Genomic DNA, 14,688 nt, shown 5'->3' on the forward strand with positions numbered 1-14,688 from the left:
GTTTTATGTCTCATATGTATAAATGATGTTCAATTCAGAAAGTTAAACAATCGTCTCTTACAATACGATTACATCATAGTTACTATCTATCGGTAAAATCGTTAATAACATGAATATTTTATCTGATAATTGCTTTTTTTAACTTATTATTTCTCCTACAATCCCCAAATCTGCAATATGCGATAATGGAAATGAGGTATTCATGAGCACAGCCAAACACAGTAAACTTATCATTCTTGGCTCAGGTCCTGCTGGCTATACCGCTGCGGTGTATGCAGCCCGCGCTAATCTAAATCCCGTCCTCATTACCGGGGTTGAAAAGGGCGGCCAATTGACCACCACGACTGAGGTTGAGAACTGGCCCGGAGATCCTGAAGGGCTGACTGGCCCTGGCTTGATGGAGCGCATGTTCCAACACGCCGAAAAATTTCAAACAGAAATCATTTCTGACCATATTCAGAAAGTTGATTTCTCAAACAGACCATTCCGCTTATTGGGTGATGATCAGGAATATACCTGTGATGCTTTAATCATCGCGACAGGAGCATCTGCCCGTTATCTCGGATTGCCTTCCGAGGAGGCTTTCAAAGGTCGTGGGGTATCTGCCTGTGCAACATGTGATGGATTTTTCTATCGCAAACAAAAGGTTGCTGTAGTCGGTGGAGGCAATACTGCCGTTGAAGAAGCACTGTATTTGGCAAACATTGCCTCTGAAGTACATTTGATTCACCGTCGTGATACTTTCCGTTCAGAGAAAATCCTGATTGACCGTATGATGGAAAAAGTGAAGAACGGCAACATTATTCTGCATACTGATCGTACGTTGGATGAAGTTCTGGGTGACGATATGGGGGTTACTGGCATCCGTATCCGCGACACGAAAAGTGATAATACCGAAGAACTGGATGTTACCGGCGTTTTCATCGCCATCGGCCATAGTCCAAACACAGGCATCTTTGATGGCCAGCTGGAACTGGAAAACGGCTATATCAAAGTCCAATCTGGCTTGCATGGTAATGCCACCCAGACTTCTATTCCTGGTATCTTTGCCGCTGGAGATGTGATGGATCATGTGTATCGCCAAGCTATCACCTCAGCAGGCACGGGCTGTATGGCTGCACTGGATGCTGAACGTTTCCTTGACGGGCTGGCAACTAAATAATCTATCTTTCCCAAAGCGCTATTCCGGTAGCGCTTTTTAACAGGTAACATACAGCTTGTTTTGATATTCCGTATCATCACCCGCTAATCAGAAATTTATCTTATGGACAAAACAAGACAATCTGAACTGGTTCGATGGCTGAAACAGCAAACTGCGCCTGCCCGTCGGTGGCTTCGTTTATCAATGTTCCTTGGCTTAATCAATGGATTGCTGATTATTTCTCAGGCCTGGCTCTTAGCGACAATCCTGCAAGCCCTGATTATGGATAATGTTCCCCGTGAAAACCTTATCGACCAATTCCTAATGTTGGCTGCTATTTTTGCATTACGAGCGATTGTCAATGCTGTTCGGGAGCGTGTCGGATTTATTTGTGGCAAAGTTGTACGCCAACATATTCGCAATATGGTACTGGATAAACTTGAACAACTAGGTCCACTGTGGGTTAAGGGGAAACCCGCCGGAAGTTGGGCAACCATTATCCTAGAGCAGATAGAAGACATGCAGGATTTCTACTCTCGCTATCTACCTCAAATTGCTCTTGCTACGATGATCCCTATCTTAATCCTGATTACTGTATTTCCAATTAATTGGGCCGCAGGATTGATTTTATTTGTAACCGCGCCATTGATTCCGCTATTTATGGCATTGGTGGGTTTAGGCGCCGCAGATGCTAATCGGCGCAATTTTGTTGCTCTCAGCCGATTAAGCGGTAATTTTCTCGATCGTTTACGGGGTTTGGAAACGTTGCGCCTGTTCCATCGAGGGGCAGCGGAAGTTGAACAAATCACCGAGTCAACAGAAAGTTTTCGCCGCAGAACGATGGAAGTTCTGCGCATGGCATTTTTATCTTCCGCGGTTTTAGAATTTTTTGCCGCAATTTCTATTGCCGTTGTTGCTGTTTATTTTGGTTTTTCCTATTTGGGAGAATTGCACTTTGGTAGCTATGGCGTAGGTGTTACGTTGTTTGCAGGTTTCCTCGCGTTAATCCTCGCACCCGAGTTTTTTCAACCACTGCGCGATTTAGGTACGTTTTATCACGCCAAAGCCCAGGCAATAGGGGCGGCAGAATCTCTCTTCACCTTACTTAGCAGCGATGGAGAACAGATCGCAAGGAGTGGCGAGCAAATACTATCAGATAAAGAACCCGTTACCATTGAGGCCTACGGACTGGAAATTATGTCCCACGATGGACATTGTCTTGCTGGCCCTTTGAATTTTACCATTGATAAGCGCCAACGGATTGCTCTGGTTGGAAAAAGTGGGGCGGGAAAAAGTTCATTAATCAATGTATTGCTGGGATTTTTACCTTATCATGGTTCCTTGAAAATCAATGGCATTGAGTTGCGTGAACTCAACCTCACCAAATGGCGTGAACGCTTAAGTTGGGTTGGGCAAAACCCACACCTGCCAGAACAGACACTGCTCGATAATATTCGTCTTGGTCAATATGACGCAACACAAGAGCAAATCAATGATGTGATGGAACAGGCTTATGTCAATGAGTTTATTAACGACCTTCCAGATGGTATTAATACGGTAATAGGTGACAATGCTGCTCGTCTGTCTGTCGGACAAGCCCAGCGTATTGCGCTAGCGCGAGCATTGTTAAATCCTTGCCAATTATTGCTATTGGATGAACCCGCCGCCAGCCTTGATGCCCATAGCGAACAGCGTGTGATGATGGCCTTAAATCAGGCCTCGCATCAACAAACCACATTACTGGTTACTCACTTGCTAGAAGAAACGCTGGCATATGACCAGATTTGGGTAATGGAAAATGGATTGCTTATAGAACAAGGTGATTATCAAACTTTAAGCCGGTCTCAGGGTGTATTTTCTCGTTTGTTATCTCACCGTAGTGTGGAGCTTTAATCATGCGTGTATTACTTCCATTTCTCGCGCTCTATCGCCGCCATTGGTTTCTCATCAGTTTAGGTATGCTATTGGCGATTGTGACGCTGCTAGCCAGTATTGGCTTGCTAACACTCTCGGGTTGGTTCCTTGCCGGCACAGCCCTGGCTGGGTTCGCTGGGTTATATACGTTTAACTATATGCTGCCTGCTGCCGGTGTTCGCGGTGCTGCCATTTTTCGTACTGCGGGTCGTTATGGTGAGCGGCTTGTCAGCCATGATGCAACATTACGGGTATTAGCTCATTTACGTGTTTTCGCGTTTCAAAAAATACTGCCTCTTTCTCCTGGAGGCATTGCTCGTTTTCGTCAAGGTGAATTGCTAAATAGGCTTGTTGCTGATGTCGAAACACTGGATCATTTGTATCTGCGAGTTATTTCCCCTGTTCTCGCTGCTTTCGTCGTCATTTTCGTTCTGACATTCGGCCTGAGCTTCCTTGATTTCACCCTCGCCTATACTATTGGCGGTATTATGTTAGGGTTGCTGCTGGTATTACCTTACGTGTTTTACCATGCAGGAAAACCTTATGGCAGAAACATGACTCAACAACGCGGTCAATATCGTACATTACTGACCAGCGCCTTGCAGGGGCAAGCTGAATTAAGTGTGTTTGGTGCCCTCAAACGCTTTCGTCAATCCATGACAGAGATTGAAAATGATTGGTTGAAAAACCAGCAAAAACAAGCCGGTTTAACCGGCCTTTCACAAGCTATCATGATTTTTTCCACCGGTATGACAGTGACGCTGATACTGTGGCTAGCGGCGGCAGGTGTGGGAGAAAATAGTCAGACGGGCGCATTAATCGCACTGTTTACATTTTGCACCCTTGCTGCGTTCGAAGCACTTGGCCCAGTCACCGTGGCATTCCAGCACATGGGGCAAGTCATTGCATCTGCGACTCGTGTTTCTCAGTTGATGAATCAAAAACCGGAAGTCACCTTTCCTTCTCATGGACCGCAAGCAAATAGCGATCTCAGCCTTGAAATAAAAAATGTTGATTTCACCTACCCGGGCCAGCCACAGTCAGTATTGAAAAATATCTCTCTATCCCTGACATCCGGCGAACATCTTGCTTTACTGGGAAAGACAGGGTGCGGAAAATCCACGCTTTTGCAATTATTGACGCGGGCCTGGGATGTCAATAGCGGTGAGATTCAACTCAATCAGCACCCGATCGCCCACTATGATGAGTCAACATTGCGTTCAATGATGTCTATCGTTCCCCAGCGGATACATGTTTTTAGTCATACTTTGCGTGAAAATCTCTTATTGGCAAAACCAGGTGCTGATGACGCTGAATTAACAACCGTACTGCAACAAGTAGGTTTAGGATACTTGTTAGACACTGATAAAAAGCTAAACTGTTGGATGGGAGAAGGTGGACGTCAGCTTTCCGGTGGAGAACAACGGCGCCTGGGTATTGCCAGAGCATTGTTGCACAATGCCCCTTTAATGTTGCTGGATGAGCCAACTGAAGGGCTTGATGCCGATACAGAACAGCAAATTCTGGCGCTGCTACACCGTAGTTGCCAGCACAAAACCTTGATTATCGTTACCCATCGACTCACAGGCTTACAATTCATGGATCGAATCTGCGTTATGGATGAAGGACGCATTATCGAGCAAGGTAAGCATGATGCGCTGCTGGCTCAACAAGGGCGTTACTATCAATTTTATCAGCGGCAACAATTTTATCAGCTACAGAGCTATCCTGAGCAAAGGTGATGCAACTGATGTCGATAGCTCAACTGGGTAACTCATATGAATTCCCCCATCCCACTAATGCGCTGGTTGAACCTAATGGTTTATTGGCATTTGGCGGAGATCTAAGTGCAGAACGTTTACGAGTAGCGTATCATGGGGGGATTTTTCCGTGGTATTCGCCTGATGAGCCGCCTTTATGGTGGTCTCCCGATCCCAGGGCCGTGTTAATTCCAGGAGAATTGCATATTGGCCGAACACTACGTCGATTTATTCACAAACATACTTACCAAATTACGGTAAACTATGCTTTTGATGAAGTGATATATCATTGCGCTCAACGACAAGAAGGCACCTGGATTGGGTCAGATGTTCAAAAAGGTTATCAAACCTTACATAAAGAAGGATTAGCCCATTCAATTGAAGTCTGGCATGACCATCAACTTGTGGGTGGTTTATACGGCGTTTGTGTCGGTACACTATTTTGTGGTGAATCGATGTTTAGTAAAATGGAGAATGCTTCCAAGTGTGCTTTTGTTGCATTCTATCACCATTTTTTACGTCATGGCGGCCAACTATTTGATTGTCAGGTGTTAAATCACCATACAGAATCATTGGGCGCTAAAAATATTCCGAGAGAAAAGTTTCTCCAGTATCTTTATCAATTAAGAAAGCAGTCATTGCAATCAGGCTGCTGGTCTGTACAAAAGCTGGTTTTATAATCATCTCTTAGAAAGAGATGCTGTTCATGGTGGGAATGTCACTAGCCATCATAGTATCGTAGGTAAAATGATGGCTTAAAATACGACATTCCTTTACATAGTGATGGTTTTTCGGCATTATCTTGCCGGTTAAAAACTATGGTTGTTACATTTAGAGGATTAGATGGCCAAAGAAGACACTAATTTTGAAATGCAAGGTACTGTTTTAGAAACACTGCCAAATACTGTGTTTCGCGTTGAATTAGACAACGGACACATTGTCACTGCTCATATCTCAGGAAAAATGCGCAAGAACTATATCCGCATCCTGACAGGAGACAAGGTTACAGTTGAGCTAACTACATATGATCCGGAAAAAGGACGCATTACTTTCCGTAGCCGCTGATTAAGATATCCTAGCACCACAGGTGATCGTATTTTTCAAAATTCACCTGTGGTGTAGCTGCTAATTTTTACTTTTTATCACCAGTCAGTTACCCGTTTCTATCACTGATACTATTTGTGCTTATTCCGTTTATATCGATATAGCATGTTACAATACAGCATCTTCTGATCTCTTTTTATTCGATTTTTGGGCACGCTTAAAATCGTATACCAATATCTGTTTAGCTTTATCAAGTTTAATCTTGACTGAGCCGCCACGCACCAAAGAGCCAAATAGTAACTCATTCGCCAGTGGTTTTTTGAGATTGTCCTGAATGACACGGGCCATAGGTCGTGCTCCCATCGCCTTATCATAACCTTTGTCACATAACCATTGGCGGGCTGCTGCACTGACTTCCAAAGAGACGCCTTTTTCATCCAATTGGGCTTGTAACTCGACAATAAATTTATCAACAACTTGCTGAATAACTTCAGGAGAGAGCGCATCAAACCAAATGATGCTATCAAGACGATTGCGGAATTCAGGTGTGAAAATCCGTTTTATCTCTTCCATACCATCCGGGCTATTATCCTGTTCAGTGAATCCAATGGATTTACGCTGTATTTCACGTACCCCTGCATTGGTTGTCATCACCAAAATAACGTTGCGGAAATCCGCCTTGCGGCCATTATTGTCAGTCAATGTACCATTGTCCATCACCTGTAACAGCAGGTTAAAGACATCAGGGTGGGCTTTTTCAATCTCATCCAGTAACAAAACAGAATGAGGATGCTTGATGATTGCATCGGTCAATAATCCTCCCTGATCATAACCAACATAACCCGGAGGAGCACCGATTAAACGACTGACAGTATGACGTTCCATATACTCTGACATATCAAATCGCAATAACTTGACATTCAAAACCTTGGCAAGTTGAACTGTGACTTCTGTTTTCCCCACTCCTGTTGGCCCTGCAAACAAGAAAGATCCTACTGGCTTATGATCTTGCCCCAATCCAGCACGGCTCATCCTAATGGCTTCCGTCAAAGCAGTAATCGCTTTTTCTTGACCAAAGACCAACATTTTCAAACGCTCATCCAGTGTCTTCAATACATCTTTATCACTGGCTGACACCGTTTTTTCTGGAATACGGGCTATGCGGGCAACAACAGTCTCAATATCGGCAACATTGATCGTCTTCTTACGGCGGCTAGCTGGCACTAATCTGGTCCTTGCACCAGCCTCATCAATAACATCAATGGCTTTATCCGGTAAATGACGATCGGTAATATACTTCACAGATAACTCGACTGCTGCCCGGATGGCCTTCGCTGTATAACGAACATCATGATGTACTTCATATTTAGCACGCAGCCCATTGATAATTTGTACCGTTTCTTCAGAAGAAGGTTCAAGAATGTCAATTTTTTGGAATCGACGAGCCAAGGCCCGATCTTTTTCAAAAATATTGCTGAATTCGTGGTACGTCGTTGAACCAATTACCCGTATACGCCCACTGGACAACAGCGGTTTAATGAGATTAGCTGCGTCCACCTGCCCACCCGATGCGGCACCTGCGCCAATAATAGTATGGATTTCGTCGATAAAGAGAATGCTTTTACTGTCCTGTTCCAATGTTTTTAACAAAGACTTGAAGCGCTTCTCAAAATCACCGCGATACTTTGTTCCCGCCAACAATGAGCCAATATCAAGAGAATAGATGGTACAATCCAGCATCACTTCGGGAACATTCTTTTGCACAATACACCATGCAAGCCCCTCAGCAATGGCCGTCTTACCCACACCCGATTCGCCAACAAGCAGAGAATTATTTTTGCGGCGACGACAGAGCACCTGAATAGTTCTCTCCAATTCACTCTGACGGCCGACAAGCGGATCAATTTGTCCTTTCTGTGCCAATTGATTCAGATTAGTCGTGAAATTTTCCAACCGATCTTCACTAATTACCGGCTCTTCCTGAACTGGATTGATACTGTGGTGAACATCATTATCTGATTCATCTTTGCGCGTTCCATGAGAGATAAAGTTCACAATATCCAAACGACTGACGTCGTACTTACGTAGTAAATAAGCAGCCTGGGATTCCTGTTCACTAAAAATAGCAACTAAGACGTTCGCCCCAGAAACCTCCGAGCGCCCCGAAGATTGAACATGAAATACCGCACGTTGCAAAACACGCTGAAAACTTAATGTAGGTTGTGTATCCCTGTCATCGTTTTCAGATAACAAGGGGGTGGTTTGTGCAATAAAACTTTCTAATTCTTGGCGTAACATCGCCAAATCGACTTTACAAGCCTCCAGTGCTTCTCGCGCTGATGTGTTACTTAACAACGCCAGCAACAGGTGCTCTACAGTCATAAATTCATGTCTGTTATCCCTTGCTTTGGCAAAAGCAATATTGAGACTAAGCTCCAGTTCTTGATTGAGCATAAGCACCTCCTCCTAAATTTCAATAAGCCAGATCAGACCTTTTCCAGCGTGCAAAGTAATGGATGCTCGTGCTCCTTAGCATACATGTTCACTTGCGCAGCTTTAGTTTCTGCGACCTCTGCCGTATAAATTCCGCAAACTGCTTTTCCTTTATAATGGACATCCAGCATTAGTTGCGTTGCTCGTTCAACATCATAAGAAAAGAACTTTTGCAATACGTCAACCACAAACTCCATAGGGGTATAATCGTCATTGTTAAGAATAACCTTATACATTGATGGTGGTTGTAGTTTTTGTTTTACATCATCCTCAATAAATTCTTCAACTTTCAAATCGTTATAAAACTCAGTCATTATTCTTCCGCTGGGTATTAACTGTCCGCTGGATTTTAGTACGAACTCATTCATTCTACTGCTATATATTTTATCACTTCATAAAGCACTCTGCTTACCCCTTCCTTGATTAGCAGAGCAGGATTTTGCCTAAAAATCGGATACCGTTATCTATATCAAACTTTAGTCATTTGAGACAACCTGACGTTGTTTATATGCTTGACGACGTAATGAATTTCACTACAGTATGTTTTATGAACACCGCTTTCTGTCTGGGCGTTTGTTCATATTTTAAAATTTTTAGTGACGCCTAAATCCGAAATCGTGATACGAGGGATAGAGAAGTATGGAAACAGGTACTGTTAAATGGTTCAATAATGCAAAGGGCTTTGGATTTATTTGCCCGGCCAGCGGTGGCGAGGATATATTTGCTCACTATTCAACCATTCAGATGGATGGTTATAGGACGCTGAAAGCGGGGCAAAAAGTGAACTTTAGCGTTCATCAAGGCCCCAAAGGTAACCATGCCAGCCTTATTGTACCTCTGGAAAATGGTTCAAAATCAAAAAATAGTGACCCGATAAATTCGTAATTTCCACGCCACAAATAGACAATAAGCTTATTTGTGGCGTGCTATTTTATTCCCTTGCCAGTGCTTCTATAGGATCGAGGTGAGCTGCATTTTTTGCCGGCAGGAAACCAAAGATTATCCCTATTGCCGTTGAACAACCAAATGCAATGATAAATGCAGTGAAGTTATAAACGAAATCCCAGTTCGGTAACATCAATTGCACCATAAAAGAAATGCTGTATGACAGAATAATCCCCAGTATCCCCCCTATTAAACAAACCAAAACAGCTTCAATAAGGAATTGCTGCATAATGTCACTGGTTCTGGCCCCTACTGCCATACGAATACCAATTTCCCTTGTACGCTCGGTAACTGATACCAACATGATATTCATGACACCAATTCCCCCGACAACCAAGGATATTACCGCAACTAACGTTAAAAATATTTGCATCGTCCGTGTTGTTTTATCCATTATTTTAATGGTTTTATTCATGTTATAAGTGTGAAAGTCTTTTTTACCATGACGGAATATCAGCAATTGATTAATTTTTTCTTCGGCTTCATTGGACGCATGGTCATCTTTCAACCTGACAGCAATCGAATTCAAGTAGTTTTGATTCATTAAACGGCTATTCATCGTACTGTAAGGCACCCAAACTTGTAAGGTATTACTGCTATAAAGACTTTGCCCATTAGCAATGACACCTATCACTGTCAAGGGCATATTTATTAACAGTAACTCTTTGCCTACCACATTACCCTGGTAAGGAAAGAACTTCTTACGTGTATTATCATCAATGATAACCACTTGAGACTGACGCTCAATCATGTCTGAAGTAAAAGGAATGCCTTGAGAAAATTTCATTGCATATACCTGAAAAAAATCACTTCCTACCCCCGATATTTGTGCTTTAGCATCCATATTGCCTTGACGCAAACGCCCCTCATTCATAAATTCGGGAGAAACAGCCTGAACATAGGGCTGAGATTTTATTGCTGGAATATCAGTAAGTTTCAGTGCCTGCATATCCAAAGCGTTATCACTGCCAAAATCTTTTCCTGGATAAATTGATATAGAGTTAGTTGCGATAGATTTAATATGTGATAACACCATCGATTTTGCCGCATCACCAATCACTACGATCGTTACAACAGAGGCAATGCCTATTATGATCCCAAGCATTGTCAGCAGAGTCCGTAGCTTATTCACATTCATGGCACGCCATGCCATCAATAACGCTTCATTAAAACGTCCCCAGATTTGTTGCACTGAAGAGGTTTTTACATTGACCGTTTTTGTCTCTACAGAAGAAGGGAGGGGTAATTTGGGGCGTTCAGAAGAGCGTACCTCACTCATGATACGCCCGTCTTTAATTTCAATCACCCTTTGTACCTGTGCAGCAATATTAGGATCGTGCGTAACAATAACAACCGTATGTCCTCGTTGACAGAGTTTCTTCAAGATATCCATCATTTCCTGGCCGGAAGTACTATCTAATGCTCCGGTCGGTTCGTCAGCAAGGATGACCTGACCGCCATTCATAAGTGCTCTGGCAATACTGACCCGTTGTTGCTGTCCTCCTGAAAGCTGGCTTGGTCGATAATCAATCCGATTTTCCAATCCAAGGCTTTTTAGCAATTCAATAGCCCGCTCACGACGTTGTATTTTGGAAACACCGGAATAAATCGCCGGAATTTCAACATTTTGCTCGGCGGTTAAATGAGTCAATAAATGGTAGCGCTGAAAAATGAACCCAAAATACTCCCTGCGTAACTCAGCCAATTGATCACTATCCAAATCAGCAATATTTCTTCCCGCGACCCAATATTCTCCACTGCTAGGTTTATCCAAGCAGCCAAGTATATTCATTAAAGTAGACTTACCTGAACCAGAAGCGCCGACAATAGCCACCATTTCTCCGGCTTGTATCGATAACGAAATATTATCCAGCACAGTGAGTTGCCCTTCTCCAGCAGGATAATTACGACTAACGCCTTTTAGTTCCAGTAATGTATCCATTATTACTCCTCTACACTACTATCACTGAGACTGGTGATCACACGTTCGTTTTCCTTCAAGCCAGAGAGCACCTGAACATTCACGTTATCAAAGGCTCCTATTGTGATTTTACGTTTTTCTGCTTTGCCATTATGCAAAACACTCACTTCATATTGCGTAGAAAGTACATGCTGAGTTGAAGACGTATATTGGTGAGAAGCTATCTCCAAAGCTGAAATTGGGATCATCAATACATTATGCAAAGTTTGAAGCGCTATTTTTACTTGCGCAGTCATCTGCAAACGCAGAATATGTTCGGGATTAGGTACTTCAAAGCGGGCATAGTAGAAAATGGCGTTATTCTCAACTTGTGGTGTTGGCAAGGTATCTTTCAGGACGCTGTGAAATAGCTTTCCTGGTGCCCCTAAGATGGTAAATGAGACTTTCTGTCCCGGCGCTAAATTGATGACATCAGCCTCCGATATTTCTGCATTAACAATCATAGTATCAAGATTTGCGAGGGTCAGGATAGTCGGTGCTTGCTGTGCAGCAATCACGGTTTGTCCCTGAAATGTTTTGATATCTGTCACAATGCCCGCGATTGGGGCAGTAATTCTGGTATATTGCAAATTCGTTTTTGCCGTATCAAGTTTGGCCTTATTTTGCTTAATTTGCGCCGCTAAATCGTCAATTCTGGCGGCCTTAAACTGCATATCTGTTATGCTGGAGTCCAATTCTTGCCGGGAAATTAAATGTAATTTAAACAAATGATTCAGGCGATTTACTTTGAGTTGTGCAAGTTTTAGTTCAGCCTGTGCGCCACGGAGATTAGCCTCCAGTGATTTTGCTGTTTCCTGAATTTCAGCCACAGTGTTTTTTGCTGTTTGTGGATCAATCAATGCCAATAATTGGCCTTGCTTAACTTTATCCCCCAATTTCACATAAAGCGCTTTCAACTGACCACTAACCTGAGCCCCTACGTCAACTTTACTGACCGCATCCAATTTACCCACCGCTAAGACACTTCTTTCGAAATCTCCCTTTATCACTGCACTCGTCTGATATGTGATAGGCTTCGGCAGGTAGAAGAAATAGAACCACACAGAAGCAATAGCTATGAGAACAAACCCAGCTCTGACCCAGCGATATTTGGCAAAAAGAAGTTTCATCAATAAATACCTACCATTAAAAGTATGTCATCTCATTTAATGACTTCATTTGAACTTTACTGTATAAACCATAAACAAACTCTATCAACGGGATATTTCTGATAAGAAAAATTTCTAATATCTCTTCTTAAAAAAAACCAACGTCAATAGCCAAAATGACGTTCAATTGACTTTCCCTCTCACCAGCCAAACAATCCTGGAAAATATCTCTTTTAAAGGTAATGGAATAGTCGCAACACCCTGTTCTACTGTGTCATTCCATATCGGATTCACTTAGTTTTATTTATAACATCCATTCTGTCAGAGATTAAAAATGCATTGAATTTCAGTATGTTTCTCTTTATCCTACTTGTTATTTTGGTGTAAATTTTTTGTTTCTGTCTGTTTTCTGGTTTTTGTGCTTAGTTTTCGTGATTAAGACGTGATTAAGATTAGATAAAAGACGTTTTTTATTGGATTAAGGATGAGGATCATGTATTCAGGATTAATAATTATTCTCCTGCCTTTGGCTCTGGGCTACCTTATTCATCTGAATGATAAATCGATGTTAACCTTCGTGCATAAGCTACTCAATGTCATGGTCTATATCATTCTCATTCTGATGGGTATCAGTCTGGCTATACTGGAAAATCTGAGCAGTCATTTACTTTCTATTTTGCTGTATGCAACAACATTTTTTCTATGCACCTTTATAATTAATATGCTGGCCCTCTTCCTCTTGGATATACGAGATCCATGGATTATTAATGCACATAAACAGGAAAAACCCCCTTCCAGATTACATATGGCGCTGGATTCCGTCAAATTATGTGGTGCATTAGTCTTGGGGTTTCTTATTGGATTAACAGACTGGTCAGGGTTTCACTTTTCTAGCCTAGCCAGCAAAATTGCCCTGATTTTTTTACTATTTCTCGTTGGGATTCAACTGCGTAATAACGGTATGAGCCTAAAGCAAACCCTGCTGAATCGCCGTGGTACGATTATTGCCATCGTGGTTGCCATAAGTTCTCTGTTGGGTGGCGTATTGGCTGCATTTTTGTTGGAATTACCAACCAAAACCGGCCTTGCCATTGCATCAGGATACGGTTGGTATTCCCTTTCCGGCATTTTAATTTCCGACGCTTACGGACCTATGCTTGGTAGCACCGCATTTTTCAATGACTTAGCTCGTGAATTGGCGTCCATCATGCTTATTCCCATGTTAATAAATCGCTATCGTTCAACCGCATTGGGTTTAACCGGAGCCGCTTCAATTGACTTTACCTTACCAATCTTACAACGCTGTGGTGGTGTAAATATCGTGCCCGCCGCTATCGTTCATGGTTTTATATTGAGTCTACTGACGCCTTTGTTCATCGCATTGTTTACTCAATGAAGGATTTACCCAATAAAAAAAGCAAAAAAAGATCTAAAAAATGCAGGCAATTTGATGAGTTAACTTACTAATTCGATTAAAATAACAATTTTATGCCGATGTTATTGCATAGTTATGCTTGCGGGATTAATATCGCATCAATCAATTAACTATTCATATTTTTCGCATGAGCATTCAATTAAAAAACATCAATTGTTTCTATGGCTCACAACAGGCTCTGTTCGATATCGATTTTGTATGTACATCGGGAGAAACAGTCGTGTTACTAGGCCCAAGTGGAGCTGGAAAGAGTTCTTTGCTGCGTGTCTTAAATTTACTCGAGCTGCCTCGTTCCGGATTACTCAATGTGGCAACGCACCAATTTGATTTCAAACAACAACCAAACCACAAAGAAATTCTCGCATTGCGCCAAAAAGTTGGCATGGTTTTCCAACAATACAATTTGTGGCCACACTTGACCGTGATGGATAATTTGATTGAAGCACCTTGCCGAGTATTGAAGCAATCTAAACAACATGCACGGGAAAAAGCGGCCAAACTCCTTTCCCGGCTTCGTTTGGGCGAATTCGCCAACCGTTTTCCACTGCACCTTTCCGGTGGGCAACAACAACGGGTTGCCATTGCACGTGCCTTAATGATGGAACCTCAGGTTCTCTTGTTTGATGAACCCACTGCTGCACTCGATCCTGAAATCACGTCTCAAGTTATTGACATTATTAAAGAGCTGGCAGAAACCGGGATCACCCAGGTTATAGTGACTCATGAAGTGGAATTTGCTCGCAAAACAGCAAGCCAAGTTGTATATATGGAACAAGGACACATTCTCGAAAAAGGAGATGTCACTCATTTTATGCATCCTCAAACAGAAGCCTTTGCTCACTATTTATCACATTGAAATACCATACTGGATCTATAAACTCGATAGA

At 42.5% G+C, this 14,688-nt stretch carries 12 protein-coding genes; 8 read left to right on the forward strand and 4 right to left on the reverse strand.

Annotation, left to right across the window (positions count from 1 at the left end):
- Nucleotides 1–202: 202 nt before the first annotated feature.
- From trxB to infA, 5 genes are all read left to right on the forward strand, one after another.
- Complete coding sequence (gene trxB, locus PXH59_RS08105) at nucleotides 203–1,162, forward strand: thioredoxin-disulfide reductase (RefSeq protein ID WP_285811174.1); 960 nt, start codon at nucleotides 203–205, stop codon at nucleotides 1,160–1,162.
- A gap of 102 nt (nucleotides 1,163–1,264) precedes the next feature.
- Entirely contained in the window at nucleotides 1,265–3,034 is a 1,770-nt protein-coding gene (gene cydD, locus PXH59_RS08110; protein ID WP_285811175.1) for a heme ABC transporter permease/ATP-binding protein CydD, read from the forward strand.
- Nucleotides 3,035–3,036: 2 nt separating this feature from the next.
- Nucleotides 3,037–4,797, forward strand: coding sequence for a heme ABC transporter ATP-binding protein/permease CydC (gene cydC / locus PXH59_RS08115; protein WP_285811177.1), 1,761 nt, complete (start codon nucleotides 3,037–3,039; stop codon nucleotides 4,795–4,797).
- A gap of 8 nt (nucleotides 4,798–4,805) precedes the next feature.
- On the forward strand, nucleotides 4,806–5,495 hold the full coding sequence (gene aat / locus PXH59_RS08120; RefSeq protein WP_285811179.1) for a leucyl/phenylalanyl-tRNA--protein transferase: 690 nt from the start codon (nucleotides 4,806–4,808) through the stop codon (nucleotides 5,493–5,495).
- A gap of 163 nt (nucleotides 5,496–5,658) precedes the next feature.
- Nucleotides 5,659–5,880, forward strand: coding sequence for a translation initiation factor IF-1 (infA, locus tag PXH59_RS08125; RefSeq protein WP_047767507.1), 222 nt, complete (start codon nucleotides 5,659–5,661; stop codon nucleotides 5,878–5,880).
- 147 nt (nucleotides 5,881–6,027) lie between these two features.
- On the opposite strand, the gene clpA is transcribed toward infA, so the two are convergent.
- Complete coding sequence (gene clpA, locus PXH59_RS08130; protein ID WP_285811181.1) at nucleotides 6,028–8,313, reverse strand: ATP-dependent Clp protease ATP-binding subunit ClpA; 2,286 nt, start codon at nucleotides 8,311–8,313, stop codon at nucleotides 6,028–6,030.
- A gap of 32 nt (nucleotides 8,314–8,345) precedes the next feature.
- The gene (gene clpS / locus PXH59_RS08135; protein ID WP_047767503.1) at nucleotides 8,346–8,666 is read right to left on the reverse strand and encodes an ATP-dependent Clp protease adapter ClpS; all 321 of its coding nucleotides are present in this window, start codon (nucleotides 8,664–8,666) and stop codon (nucleotides 8,346–8,348) included.
- Between the two features lie 325 nt (nucleotides 8,667–8,991).
- Here clpS and cspD point away from each other — a divergent pair, with 325 nt between their 5' ends.
- A complete protein-coding gene (gene cspD / locus PXH59_RS08140; RefSeq protein WP_047767501.1) occupies nucleotides 8,992–9,237 on the forward strand; it encodes a cold shock-like protein CspD in 246 nt (81 codons plus the stop codon).
- Between the two features lie 46 nt (nucleotides 9,238–9,283).
- Here cspD and macB read toward each other — a convergent pair whose 3' ends face one another.
- Both macB and macA read right to left on the reverse strand, forming a co-directional pair.
- Nucleotides 9,284–11,239, reverse strand: a complete 1,956-nt coding sequence (gene macB / locus PXH59_RS08145; RefSeq protein WP_285811186.1) for a macrolide ABC transporter ATP-binding protein/permease MacB — start codon at nucleotides 11,237–11,239, stop codon at nucleotides 9,284–9,286.
- A 2-nt stretch (nucleotides 11,240–11,241) separates the two neighbouring features.
- The gene (macA, locus tag PXH59_RS08150) at nucleotides 11,242–12,387 is read right to left on the reverse strand and encodes a macrolide transporter subunit MacA (RefSeq protein ID WP_285811188.1); all 1,146 of its coding nucleotides are present in this window, start codon (nucleotides 12,385–12,387) and stop codon (nucleotides 11,242–11,244) included.
- Nucleotides 12,388–12,859: 472 nt separating this feature from the next.
- Between macA and PXH59_RS08155 the strand changes: the two genes are divergently transcribed.
- Both PXH59_RS08155 and artP read left to right on the forward strand, forming a co-directional pair.
- Nucleotides 12,860–13,762 carry a LysO family transporter gene (locus PXH59_RS08155; protein ID WP_047767495.1) on the forward strand — a complete coding sequence of 301 codons (903 nt, stop codon included), beginning with the start codon at nucleotides 12,860–12,862 and terminating at the stop codon, nucleotides 13,760–13,762.
- A gap of 166 nt (nucleotides 13,763–13,928) precedes the next feature.
- Entirely contained in the window at nucleotides 13,929–14,657 is a 729-nt protein-coding gene (gene artP, locus PXH59_RS08160; protein ID WP_285811191.1) for an arginine ABC transporter ATP-binding protein ArtP, read from the forward strand.
- The last annotated feature ends 31 nt before the right edge of the window (nucleotides 14,658–14,688 follow it).

The sequence above is a fragment of the Xenorhabdus bakwenae genome, from assembly GCF_030272115.1.
Taxonomy (GTDB): Bacteria; Pseudomonadota; Gammaproteobacteria; order Enterobacterales; family Enterobacteriaceae; genus Xenorhabdus; species Xenorhabdus bakwenae.

Coding starts and splice junctions, on each gene's coding strand:
- trxB (WP_285811174.1), top strand. CDS start 203: ATGAGCACAGCCAAACACAGTAAACTTATCATTCTTGGCTCAGGTCCT.
- cydD (WP_285811175.1), top strand. CDS start 1,265: ATGGACAAAACAAGACAATCTGAACTGGTTCGATGGCTGAAACAGCAA.
- cydC (WP_285811177.1), top strand. CDS start 3,037: ATGCGTGTATTACTTCCATTTCTCGCGCTCTATCGCCGCCATTGGTTT.
- aat (WP_285811179.1), top strand. CDS start 4,806: ATGTCGATAGCTCAACTGGGTAACTCATATGAATTCCCCCATCCCACT.
- infA (WP_047767507.1), top strand. CDS start 5,659: ATGGCCAAAGAAGACACTAATTTTGAAATGCAAGGTACTGTTTTAGAA.
- clpA (WP_285811181.1), bottom strand. CDS start 8,313: ATGCTCAATCAAGAACTGGAGCTTAGTCTCAATATTGCTTTTGCCAAA.
- clpS (WP_047767503.1), bottom strand. CDS start 8,666: ATGACTGAGTTTTATAACGATTTGAAAGTTGAAGAATTTATTGAGGAT.
- cspD (WP_047767501.1), top strand. CDS start 8,992: ATGGAAACAGGTACTGTTAAATGGTTCAATAATGCAAAGGGCTTTGGA.
- macB (WP_285811186.1), bottom strand. CDS start 11,239: ATGGATACATTACTGGAACTAAAAGGCGTTAGTCGTAATTATCCTGCT.
- macA (WP_285811188.1), bottom strand. CDS start 12,387: ATGAAACTTCTTTTTGCCAAATATCGCTGGGTCAGAGCTGGGTTTGTT.
- PXH59_RS08155 (WP_047767495.1), top strand. CDS start 12,860: ATGTATTCAGGATTAATAATTATTCTCCTGCCTTTGGCTCTGGGCTAC.
- artP (WP_285811191.1), top strand. CDS start 13,929: ATGAGCATTCAATTAAAAAACATCAATTGTTTCTATGGCTCACAACAG.